The sequence below is a fragment of the Micromonospora sp. KC606 genome, assembly GCF_004348675.1.
Classification (GTDB): Bacteria; Actinomycetota; Actinomycetes; order Mycobacteriales; family Micromonosporaceae; genus Micromonospora.
Window position 1 is genome coordinate 1 of sequence record NZ_SMKN01000178.1, and the last position, 11,551, is coordinate 11,551.

Consider the following 11,551-nt stretch of genomic DNA (forward strand, 5'->3'; position numbering starts at 1 on the left):
CTGCAGCACCTGAGTACGTAGGTGAGTCATCGCCGGGGGTGCCGTGGCGGCCGGGACGCTACCGGGAGGTGCACGGTCGGCGACAGCCCGGCACCGCCCGACCGGCCGCCCTCCCCGGTGGTGGGCCGCCCCGGTCGTGGTGTGCCTGCCGGGCTCGGCGTCGTTCGTAAGGAGATGGCGTCGACGGTGGCGGGTGGGCTGCTGACCCGTATTCGTACTCAAGTGCCATAGTGGGCTCGACCGGTGCTCGCCCCTTCGGCGGCAACCGGTGCGGTTGGGCCCTGCTGGTGCCGGTCGGTCCGGGCGGGTGCGGTCAGTGTCGACAGGGGCATCCGGCCGGCGCGGTCCGGCGGGCGGTCAACCACGCAGGGTGTACGTCCCCGCACGTGGCACGGTGACCGTCGTCCAGTCCCCGTCGGCGGCGACCGTCGCCCCGCCGGAGGCGGACAACCAACGGCTGTGCCGGACCCGCAGTGGCACCGTGCCCGCTCCGGTCGTACGAAGGGTGACCGACGCGCCGTCCTGCCGGACCAGTTCACCGGGTGCGGCGACCAGCGGCGTCGGGTCGACCACCGCGTAGAGTCGCCAGCGGGCGTCCGACCAGACCTCGGTCAGATACGGCAGCCCAACCGTGACCAGTTCCGCCTCGGCCCGACCCACCCACGACAGCGGGGCGTCGGGCACGGCGACGTACTGCACGGCGTTCTCGTCCAGCCAGGCCCGGTAGCTGTCGACGGTCAGCGGCACCCCGGTCCCGGCGGCCCCCGGCACCGTGTTGAAGAACAGCGGGTTGCGGGCGATGTCGGCCTGCCGCAGCCACCCTCGCGCCAGCGGCACCTCCCCGAGGTGGGCGGCCTCCCAGTAGTCCCGGGTCGGCGGTACCTCCACGCGCCCGGTGAGCCCTCGCCGAACCAGTTCGGCGCGGAGCGGGTCGAAGAAGGCCCGCTCGGTGGTCGGGTCGCCGGCACCGCGCAGGTCGGCGGCGACCACCGGCGGCTGCCACCAGCAGACCGCCGCCAGCAGCACGGCCAGGACCACCGGCCGGGCCGGGTTGCGGCCCCACCGCGCCGCGGCGGCCAGCACCGGCAGCGCGAACATCACCACCAGCCGGGTCGCGTTCAACCCGACCGGAGTGTGCACCAGGGCCGCCACGAGAATCCCGGCCGCCGACAGCAGGGCACCCGCCCGCACCGGCCGGTACGCCACCAACGCCGCTACCACCAGGCTGGTCACCACCGCCCGGACCGTGTCGGTGCGGCTGATGTTCATCCAACCCCCCTCGCCGAAGAGCAGCCCGGTCACCCCCAGCGGCAGCGCGGCGGCCACCCCGAGTAACAGGCCGTCGGCGTACCGGCGGGTGAGCAGCAGCGCCCCGCCGGCCATGCCGACGAACAGCCCGGCCACCGGGCTGGTCGCCGAGGCCAGCAACGCCGAAGCCAGCACCAGGACCGGCCGGATCACCCGGCGCGGCACGCCACCGGCGGGCGGACCGTGGGCCGGCAGGGTCAGGGCGAGCAGTGCGGCCAGGCCGAACGCCACCCCGAGGGCGTAGGTGACCCGGCCGGAGACCAGGTTGCCGGCGATCGTGAGCACCCCGACGAGGCTGCCGAGCAGCGGGCGGGGCACTCCGGTGCGTACCAGCAGTGCGGCGAAGGCGGCGGCGGCCCCGACCAGGGCGAGCGCGCCGGTGACCCGGACGCCGAGCACCGCCATCACCGGGGGGGACACCAGGCTGTAGCCGAGCGGGTGGATGCCGGCGTACCAGCGCAGGTCCACCAGCGCGGGACCGTGTGTGGCGAAGAAGTCCGACCGGGCGACCTGGGCGGACAGGTCCGAGCCCATCCGCGGCAGGGCCAGCCACACCCCGCCCAGCACGGTGGCGCAGACGGCGGAAACCGCCACCACCTGGCTGCGCCGCATGCCCACCTCCGGTCCGCGACCACGGTACTGGCAGCATGTCCGATGTGCCTCACCACCTCTTGCGCTGGGTCGGACTGGCCGGCTCCGTCCTGCTCGCCGTGGCCGCGTACCTGGGGGGTGCGCTGCCCGACGGGAACCTGCGGCCCACCCCGGTCAGCATCTGGCAGGGCCGGCACGGGCCACTGATCCTCGCCGCCTGGCTGCTCGGCACGGCGCTGATGGGCTGGGCCTGGTGGACGCTGCGCGACCGGGTGCCGTCGGCCCGGTGGGCGCTGGTCACCGCCGGACTCTGGCTGATCCCACTGCTGGTCGCCCCGCCGTTGGGCAGCCGCGACGTGTACGCGTACACCTGCCAGGGCGCCAGCTACGCGGCCGGGATCAGCCCGTACGAACACGGCGTCTCGGTGCTGCCCTGCCCCTGGCTGGACACCATCTCCTACATCTGGCGGGACACCCCGGCGCCGTACGGGCCGCTGTTCGTCATGCTCTCCGGCGCGATCGTCAAGACAACCGGGTCGCTGTACGCCAGCATGGCGCTGTTCCGGCTCGCCGCGGTGGTCGGCGTCGGGCTGACCGCCGCGTTCCTGCCGGTGCTGGCCCGCCGCTGCGGGGTGCCGGCGGGCCGCGCGCTCTGGCTGGCGCTGGCCTGCCCGCTGGTCGCGGTGCACCTGGTCTCCGGCGCGCACAACGACGCGCTGATGGTGGGTCTGCTGGTCGCCGGGCTGGCCGTGGTGGTGTCCCGTCCCGGCCGCTTCTGGCCGCTGCTGGCTGGGGGAGTGCTGCTCGGTCTCGCCGGCGGGGTGAAGGTCACCGCGCTGGTCGCGGTGCCGTTCGCCGCGCTGGCGGCGATCTCCGGACCGTACTCGATCAAGGGGTTGGTGCGCGACGGCAGCCCGGTGGTCGGTGGAGCGTTCGTCACGGTGGTCGGCGCGACCCTGGTCGCGGGCCTCAACTTCGGCTGGATCTCCGGGCTGGAACAGGGCAGCCTGGTGGTCGCCTGGACCTCGCCGTCCACGGCGGTCGGGCAGACCGTCGGGTACGTCGCCGCGCTCTTCGGCGCGCACGTGGACGCGCTGCCGGTGACCCGGGCGATCGGCGTGCTGGTGCTCGCGGTGCTGCTGGTGTGGCTGTGGTGGCGGGCCCGCACCCGGGACCCGCTGTGGCACGCCGGGCTGGCGCTGGCCGCCACCGTCGCCCTGGCCCCGCTCTTCCACCCCTGGTACTGGATGTGGCCGCTGACCTTGCTCGCCGCCACCGCGCACCGCACCGGTTGGTTCAGCCTGGTGGCGCTGGTCTCGTCGTTCCTGGTGCTGGCCGACGGCACCGGCCTGGCCCGGTACACCAAGTTTCCCGGTGCGCCGCTGATGACGCTGTTGGTGATCGTGGTCGCCGTGCGGTTGGTACGGTCGGCTCGGGCGGCCCGCCGCCCGGCCCCCGTCGACTGAGGAGAGGTCCGCCGGTGACCGAGCCCGGCCCGCCGCCCGACGGCCGCGCCCGGTCCGCCCGCTGGGCCGGGTTCGCCGGCGCGGCGCTGGTCACGGTCGCCGCGTGGCTCGGCGGCGCACTGCCGGCCGTCCCGCCGCACGAGCCGTGGCGGATGCCGCGTGGGCCGGCGGCGCTGGGTTGCTGGCTGCTCGGCACCGCGCTGATGGTCGGTGCCTGGTGGGCGCTGCGGCGGGGCGCGCCGTCGACCCGGTGGGCGTACCGCACCGCCGGGTTGTGGCTGGTGCCGCTGGTGGTCGCGCCGCCGCTGGCCAGCCGCGACGTCTACTCGTACGCCTGCCAGGGCTGGGCCTACGCCGCCGGGCACGACCCGTACGTGGTCGGCGTGGCGGCGGCCGGCTGCCCGTGGGTCGACTCCGTCGCCCCGTTGTGGCGGGACACCCCTGCCCCGTACGGGCCGCTGTTCCTGCTGCTCGCCGCGTTGGCTGCCACCCTCGGCGGGGGCCTGGCCGGCACGGTCGCCCTGTTCCGGCTGTTGGCCCTGGCCGGGGTGCTGCTGTCCGCGCTCTGCCTGCCGGGGCTGGCCCGGGCGTGCGGGGTGCCCACCCGCCGGGCGGTCTGGCTCGGGCTGGCCAGCCCGCTGGTCGGGATGCACCTGGTCGCCGGCGCGCACAACGACGCGGTGATGCTCGGCCTGCTCCTGCTCGGCCTGCTGGTGCTGGTTCGCGCGTCCGGCGGGGCGCGGCCGTTGCTGGCAGCCGGGGTGCTGCTCGGCCTGGCGGTGGCGGTGAAGGCGACGGCGGTCGTGGTGCTGCCGTTCGCCGCGCTGGTCGCGGTGCGCGGCCGGTACACCGTCCGGGCGTTGCTGCGCGACGGCGGCTTGGTGGCCGGCGGGATGGTGGCCGCGCTCGTGGCCGCCTCCGCCGTGTCCGGCCTGGGTCTGGGGTGGGTCGGCGGGTTGGCCCACAGCGGCGACTCGCAGCAGTGGACCTCGCCGCCGACGGCGGTCGGCTTCGTCGTCGACTATCTCGGCGCGCTGGCCGGGCGGGAGCCGGGGGCGGTGCCGGCGGCGCGGGTGGTGGGACTGGTGCTGCTGGCGGCGCTGCTGGCGGTGCTCTGGTGGCGGGCCTGGTCGGCGCTGCGCCGGCGGGGCGACGTACGAGCGCGGGTCCGGCGGTTCGCGGTGGCCCGCCTCCGGGTGGGCCTGCTCGGCGCGGGTGCTGCGCTGGCCGCCACGGTGGCCCTCGCTCCCGTCTTCCACCCCTGGTACGCGACCTGGCCGCTGCTGGTCCTCGCCGTCTCGGCATCCCGGACCGTCTGGTTCACGCTGCCCAGCGCCGTCGCCGCCTTCCTCACCCTGCCGGACGGGACCTCGCTGGCCCGGTACACCAAGGCGCCCGGCGCGATCCTGATGACGGCGCTGGTGGTGGCCCTGGTCGCCAGGGCCCTACGTCGGGGACCCACCCGCGCTCACGCGCTGAGCGACTGACCCTGGGGCCGGCGCCGTCCGGCGGCCGTACACGGTTGCGGCAGATCGCGCTGTCCCGTCCCCAGGACACCGCCGCTTGCGGCAGACGTGTCGACCACACCGGGCCGGAGCCGGCAGGACGTGGCCGGGTCGGAGCCCGAAACGAAGCGGCCGGGCCGGCTCCGCGTACGCGGAGCCGGCCCGGCCGGTGGAACGTGCCTCGACGACCGCTCAGCAGTCGAAGTACATCGCGAACTCGTGCGGGGTCGGGCGCAGACGCACCGGGTCGACCTCGTTGGCCCGCTTCCAGCTGACCCAGGTGGAGATCAGGTCCGGCGTGAAGACGCCGCCGTCGAGCAGGTAGTCGTGGTCGGCCTCGAGCGCGTCGAGCACCTCCGGCAGCGAGCCCGGCACCTGCTTGACGTCGCCCCACTCCTCCGGCGGCAGGTCGTACAGGTCCTTGTCGATCGGCGCCGGCGGCTCGATCTTGTTCTTGATGCCGTCCAGGCCGGCCATCATCATCGCCGAGAAGGCGAGGTACGGGTTGCTGGACGGGTCCGGAACCCGGAACTCGACCCGCTTGGCCTTCGGGTTGCTGCCGGTGACCGGGATGCGGGTGCAGGCGGAGCGGTTACGCTGCGAGTAGACCAGGTTGACCGGCGCCTCGAAGCCCGGCACCAGCCGGCGGTACGAGTTGACCGTCGGGTTGGTGAAGGCCAGCAGCGACGGCGCGTGGTGCAGCAGGCCGCCGATGTACCAGCGGGCGGTGTCCGACAGGCCGGCGTAGCCGGTCTCGTCGTAGAACAGCGGCTCGCCGTTCAGCCACAGGCTCTGGTGGGTGTGCATGCCGGAGCCGTTGTCGCCGAAGAGCGGCTTCGGCATGAAGGTGGCGGTCTTGCCGTTGGCCCAGACCTCGTTCTTCACGATGTACTTGAAGAGCTGGAGCTGGTCGGCGGAGTGCAGCAGGGTGGAGAACTTGTAGTTGATCTCCGACTGGCCGGCGGTGCCGACCTCGTGGTGCGAGCGCTCCACCGTGAAACCGCCGTCGACCAGGCGACGCACGATCGAGTCGCGCAGGTCGGCGTAGTGGTCCACCGGCGGCACCGGGAAGTAGCCGCCCTTGTACGCGGTCTTGTAGCCGCGGTTGCCGCCGGCCTCCTCGCGGCCGGAGGTCCACGCGCCCTCGATCGAGTCGATGTAGTAGAACGACTGGTGGGCGGAGGTCTCGTGCCGGATCGAGTCGAAGATGTAGAACTCGGCCTCGGCACCGAAGTAGGCGGTGTCGGCGATGCCGCTCGCCGCCAGGTACGCCTCGGCCTTCTTCGCCACGTTGCGCGGGTCCCGGGAGTACGCCTCGCGGGTGAACGGGTCGTGGATGAAGAAGTTCAGCGCGAGGGTCTTCTGCGCCCGGAACGGGTCGACGAACGCGGTGGCGACGTCCGGGAGCAGGAGCATGTCCGACTCGTGGATCGCCTGGAAACCGCGGATCGACGAGCCGTCGAACGCGAGGCCGTCGGTGAAGACACTGTCGTCGAAGGACTCCACCGGCAGGTTGAAGTGCTGCATCACGCCGGGCAGGTCACAAAAACGTACGTCGACGAACTTTACGTCCTCGTTCTTGAGGTATCGCAGGAGTTCCTCGGGATTGGCAAACACACGTCCTCCTGGCACGTCCACTCCGGTGGCTGGGCTCTGGCGACGGTATGACCGCGCGGTTGCCCGGCCGTGTCTCCTCTGTTTCCGCCGTGTTACGTCGCTGGCGAGGCGTCATTTGAGCCGCTCAGTCGCCACCGGGCCGCCGTTCGGACGATACCGGTTGGGGCAGTGTAGCGCCTCTTGACGCAAATAGCCCGTTTTCCGACCCGCGGCGGTCCGGGCCCGGGACGGCTGACCGACGCCCCTCGGTGACCGTCGGTGACCGACAGCCGCTGGGTACCCTTGATCGCTGTGAGCAACCCCGCCGCCGTTCCGGCGCCACCCGCCACGGACCCGTCCTTCACCCCGCCCAGCCTCGGGCGTCGCTTCGGCGCGCTGGTGATCGACTGGGTGCTCTGCCTGATGGTGTCGAACTTCTTCGCCGACCCCCTTCGGGACGGCTGGGCCCCGGTGCTGGTGCTGGTCGCCGAGTACGGCTTCTTCCTCGGGCTCTTCGCCCAGACCCCCGGGATGTGGATCACCAGGATCCGCTGCCTGTCCTGGGTCGACGGGGGCCGCGTCGGGCTGATCCGGGCCCTGCTGCGCGGCCTGCTGCTCGCCCTGGTCGTGCCCGCACTGCTGATGGACGGGCACCGCCGTGGCCTGCACGACCGCCTCACCGGCTCGGTCATCGCCGACGCCCCCCGCGCCGCCTGATCGCCGACGCCCAAGCGGCTCGCCCGTGCCGGCGGCCGGTCCACCCGTGCCGGGCGCGCAAACGCGACGAGCCGGGCCCGAACGGGCCCGGCTCGCCGGCGTACGACCTCGGGTCAGCGGCCTCGCGACTGGCGGTACGCGCCGCGCGGCGGCCGCATGTTCTTCGGGATCGCGCCCTTGGGCATCTGCGGCCGGGCGGTGAGCGCCTTGAGCCGCTTGTCGAGCGAGTTGACGTCCTTGCCGCTGAGGGCGCGCGGCAGCCGCATCAGCGTCATCCGTAGCTTGCGGATCGGCAGTTCGTCCTCGCCCTGGCCGATCACGTAGTCGTGCAGCGGGGCGTTGCCGATCACCTTGGCCAGCCGGCGCCTCTCCTGCCCGAGCAGGCCGCGCACCCGCTGCGGGTTGCCCTCGGCGAGCAGGATCACCCCGGGACGGCCGATCACCAGGTGGACCATGTCCATCTGGGTGGTGGAGCTGACGGCGGGGGTGACCCGCCAGTCGCCGCGCATGTTCTCGATGATCTGGGCGGCGGCCCCGGGTTGCCCCTCGGCGGCGTTCATCATCGCCGCGTTGGACCGCAGGTTGAGCACGATCAGCACGGCGAGCAGGGTGACCAGGATGCCCAGCGGCAACCAGAGCCAGCCCCAGAGGAGCACCGCGACCACGGTGAGCGCGAGCGGGATCAGCACCGCCGCGGCGACCAGTGGCGCGAACCACCGGTCCTGCTTCGCGGTGAACCGGAACACCATCCCGATCTGCTTCAGCCGCTGGCCGAACGAGACCTTCTCCTGGGGTTTCGCCATGCCGCCGAGTCTAGTGGTCGCCGCACGCCCGGATGATCCGCAGGCCGGCTGAGTACCTTACGTCGCCTCAGTGGCCGTTTCCCCACCCGGTAAGGAGGGCTGCGGGAGCGAAGATCAGGCGGCGCACCCATGCCCTCGGGGCACCTTCCGGCGAAGAGTCGAGGTCAGCAGACGAACGACTGTCCCAGGGAGTCCGACATGTTCGGCAACGACGCAGAGTTCCTCCTCCACCTCCACCGGGCCCACGCCGCCGAGCTGCGGGCCGACGCCGCGGCGGCCCGCCTCGCCCGGGCCCTGCCGCGCCGGCACGGCCGCTGGCGTGATCGGTGGCAGCGCCCGGGTCGTACCGACGCCGACCGCCGGTGACCCCAGTGTCCGCACCCGCACCCGCGCCGGTTGTCCCGGGCCACTCCGTCGAACCGGCCGTCGACCCGGGACCAACCGGCGGGCCCGGACCGGCCGGGCCCGTGGGTGGGCACGGTGCCGGCGGAGCCCATGGCATCCTCGGAGCCGTGACCCTAAGCGCCGCCAGCACCGTCCTCGTCGGCCGTCAGGACGAACTCGGGGCACTGCGCGCCGCCTTCGCCCGGGCGCGGGCCGGCGAGCCCAGCACCGTTCTCGTCGGCGGTGAGGCCGGGGTCGGCAAGACCCGCCTGCTGGACGAGTTCGGAGCCCTGGTCACCGCCGGCGGGAACCGGCTCCTCGTCGGCCAGTGCCTGGAGCTGGGCGAGGCCGGGCTGCCCTTCGCGCCGTTCGCCGCAGCGCTGCGCGAGGTGCTGCGCCGCGACGGCCCGGCGGTCTTCGAGGGGTACGAGCCGGAGTTCGCCCGCCTGCTGCCGGAGCTGGCCCGGACCTCCGCCGCGATCGCCGCGCCGCCCGCTCCGGCGCTCTCCGACGCCCCTCGGGGCTACCTGTTCGACCTGGTGGGGGAGCTGTTCCACCGGCTGGCCACCGTCCAGCCGCTGGTGCTGGTGATCGAGGACCTGCACTGGGCCGACCGCTCCACCCGCGACCTGATCGGCTTCCTCGTCCGCGCCGCCCGCACCGCCCGGGTGCTCCTGGTCTGCACGTACCGCACCGACGAGCTGCACCGGGGCCACCCGCTGCGGCCGTTCCTCGCCGAGTTGGACCGGGCTCGCGGCGTCGAACGGATCGAACTGGGCCGCCTCGACCGGGACGGCACCGCGGCGATCCTCACCGACCTGCTCGGGGCCGAGCCGCCCGCCCGGGCCGTCGACGACGTGCACACCCGCACCCAGGGCAACCCGTTCTTCATCGAGGAACTGGCAGCGGCTGGCGACCCGGTGGGCTGCGCCACCCTGCCGGAGACCCTGCGCGACCTGCTGCTCGCCCGGGTCGATCGGCTTCCCGACGCCGCACAGCGGGTGCTGCGCATCGCCGCAGCCGGGGGCACCCGCTTCTCCCACCAGCTCCTCGCCGAGGTCGCCGGCCTGCCCGAGCCCGAGCTGGAGGACGCGCTGCGCGCCGCCGTCGCCGCCCAACTGGTCGTCGCCGACTCGGACGAGGGCTACGAGTTCCGGCACGCGCTGGTCCGGGAGGCGGTCCACGACGAGCTGCTGCCCGGCGAGCACGCCCGGCTGCACGCCCGGTACGCCGCCGCCATCGAGGCGCACCCGCACCTGGTTCCCGCCGGGCGCGCCCCGGCCGAGACCGCCCACCACTGGTACGCCGCCCACGACCACCCCCGGGCACTGCTCGCCGCCCGGGCGGCCGCCTGCGCCGCCGCCGACCGGTACGCGTACGCGGAGCAGAGCCGGCTGCTGGAACGGGTGCTGGAGCTGTGGGAGCTGGTGCCCGACGCCGCCGACCGCCTCGGCATGGACCACCTGGCGGTGCTGGAGGCGACCCTCGACGCCGCCACCACGGCCGGCGACTACGGCCGCGCGGTCACCCTGACGCGGGCCGCGCTGGCCGAGGTCGACCGCGAGGTCGAGCCGCTGCGCGCCGCCCGGCTGCTCGACCGGCGGGGCCGGCTGCTGGCCCTGCTCGGCAAGAGCGACGGCGGCGCCGAGCTGCGCGAGGCGTACCGGCTGGCGGCCGGGGTGCCGGACGGCCCGGAGCGGGTCCGGCTGCTCGCCGACGTCGCGGCCCACCTGGCCAAGGTCGAGCCGGAGTTGGCCGCCACGGTCGCCGCCGAGGTGGGCACGCTCACCGAGGCGCTCGGCGCGGACCGCGCCCTGCTGCCCGCGCGGATCGCCCTGCTCTGCCGGGCCGACAAGGGGCCCGACCTCGGGCTGGCCGAGTTGCGCCGGGCGGAGGCCCTGGCCCGGGCCGACGACAACGCCCCCGCGCTGGTCAGCGCGCTGGTGCACCTCTCCGACGTGCTCTTCGAGCTGGGCCGGTACGCCGAGTCGGCCGAGGCCGCCGCCGCCGGGGTGGTCGAGGCCCGCCGGGTCGGGATCAGCCGCTCGGGCGGGGCGTACCTGCTGTCCAACCAGGCCGAGGCGCTGCTCGCCCTGGGTCGTTGGGACGAGGCGGAGGCGGCCTGCGGCGAAGCGGCCCGGATCGACCCGCCCGGCGTGTCCGGGCTGCACTGGCTCCAGCTGCGCGCCAGGCTGTGGCTGGCCCGCGCCCACCCCCGCGCCGACGAACTGGTCGGCCGGGCGCTGGGGTTCCTGGCCCGGCCGTACCTGTGGCCGAACCACCGGCTGCCGCTGCACGAGCTGCACGTCGAGGCGGCGCTCGCCGCCGACGACAAGGTCGAGGCCGCCCGGGCGGCCCGCGCCGCGCTCGCCGACGACCGGCTGCCGCACCTGCCGCGTGAGGGCTGGCCGGTGCTCAGCGCCGCCGCCCGCACCGCGGCCCGCTTCGCCGACCGGGAGTTGGCCGACGCCGTGGCCGGGATCGCCGCCGGCCTGCCCGCCCGTTATCCGGCCGAACGGGCGCACGCCGCCAAGGTCACGGCGTTGCTGGCGGTCGGGGACCGGGCGTTGCCGGCCTGGCGGGAGGCGGTGCGGGCCTGGCGGGCCGATGGCCAGCCGTACGCCCTGGGCCGGGCGCTGCTGGGGTTGGCCGAGGCGGCCGCGTCGTCGGGGGAGCGGGACGAGGTCGCCGGGGCGGTGGAGGAGGTCGTGGTGATCGCCGGGCGGCTCGGCGCGACCCCGCTGGGCGAGCAGGCGGTCACCCTGGCCCGGCGGGTGGGGCTGCGGGGCGCCCGCGCCGGCACGGAGCTGCTCACCGCCCGGGAACGGGAGGTGCTGCGGCTGGTGGCGGAGGGGCACAGCAACAGCCGGATCGCCGAGCGGCTGTTCATCTCGCCGAAGACGGCGAGCGTGCACGTCTCCCGGATCATCGCGAAGCTGGGCGTCAGCAACCGTGTGGAGGCCGCCGCCGTGGCCCACCGCCTCGGCCTGCTCGACGACACCCGGCCCGACTGACCGCCGGCTGGCCGACTGACCGCCCGGCCCGGCTGCCCGATCGACCGCCCGGCCCGGCTGCCGACTGGCCGACTGGCCGGCTGGCCGGCTGATCATGTCCGTTTGCGCCGGGCAGGGGTGTCCCGGCGGGTGGACACCGCACCATCGGCACATCCGGGGTCGATGGG

Annotated in this window: 8 protein-coding genes; 5 read left to right on the plus strand and 3 right to left on the minus strand. The window is 74.6% G+C overall.

Annotated features, from left to right (window positions below; genetic code table 11):
* Positions 1-357: 357 nt before the first annotated feature.
* The gene (locus tag E1193_RS24605; RefSeq protein ID WP_132185557.1) at positions 358-1,920 is read right to left on the minus strand and encodes a hypothetical protein; all 1,563 of its coding nucleotides are present in this window, start codon (positions 1,918-1,920) and stop codon (positions 358-360) included.
* Between the two features lie 44 nt (positions 1,921-1,964).
* Here E1193_RS24605 and mptB (E1193_RS24610) point away from each other — a divergent pair, with 44 nt between their 5' ends.
* A complete protein-coding gene (mptB, locus tag E1193_RS24610; RefSeq protein ID WP_207922849.1) occupies positions 1,965-3,365 on the plus strand; it encodes a polyprenol phosphomannose-dependent alpha 1,6 mannosyltransferase MptB in 1,401 nt (466 codons plus the stop codon).
* Positions 3,366-3,379: 14 nt separating this feature from the next.
* The gene (gene mptB, locus E1193_RS24615) at positions 3,380-4,852 is read left to right on the plus strand and encodes a polyprenol phosphomannose-dependent alpha 1,6 mannosyltransferase MptB (protein WP_132185559.1); all 1,473 of its coding nucleotides are present in this window, start codon (positions 3,380-3,382) and stop codon (positions 4,850-4,852) included.
* A 210-nt stretch (positions 4,853-5,062) separates the two neighbouring features.
* Here mptB (E1193_RS24615) and glnA read toward each other — a convergent pair whose 3' ends face one another.
* Entirely contained in the window at positions 5,063-6,487 is a 1,425-nt protein-coding gene (gene glnA / locus E1193_RS24620; RefSeq protein WP_132185560.1) for a type I glutamate--ammonia ligase, read from the minus strand.
* A gap of 291 nt (positions 6,488-6,778) precedes the next feature.
* Between glnA and E1193_RS24625 the strand changes: the two genes are divergently transcribed.
* Positions 6,779-7,183: an RDD family protein gene (locus tag E1193_RS24625; protein ID WP_243707867.1), complete on the plus strand. Its 405-nt coding sequence runs from the start codon at positions 6,779-6,781 to the stop codon at positions 7,181-7,183.
* 113 nt (positions 7,184-7,296) lie between these two features.
* On the opposite strand, the gene E1193_RS24630 is transcribed toward E1193_RS24625, so the two are convergent.
* Positions 7,297-7,986 (minus strand): DUF4191 domain-containing protein, encoded by a 690-nt coding sequence (locus E1193_RS24630; protein ID WP_132185561.1) that lies wholly within the window; start codon positions 7,984-7,986, stop codon positions 7,297-7,299.
* Between the two features lie 198 nt (positions 7,987-8,184).
* On the opposite strand from E1193_RS24630, the gene E1193_RS32085 reads away from it, so the two are divergent.
* On the plus strand, positions 8,185-8,352 hold the full coding sequence (locus tag E1193_RS32085; RefSeq protein WP_165945816.1) for a hypothetical protein: 168 nt from the start codon (positions 8,185-8,187) through the stop codon (positions 8,350-8,352).
* A gap of 146 nt (positions 8,353-8,498) precedes the next feature.
* Complete coding sequence (locus E1193_RS24635) at positions 8,499-11,384, plus strand: helix-turn-helix transcriptional regulator (protein ID WP_243707868.1); 2,886 nt, start codon at positions 8,499-8,501, stop codon at positions 11,382-11,384.
* The last annotated feature ends 167 nt before the right edge of the window (positions 11,385-11,551 follow it).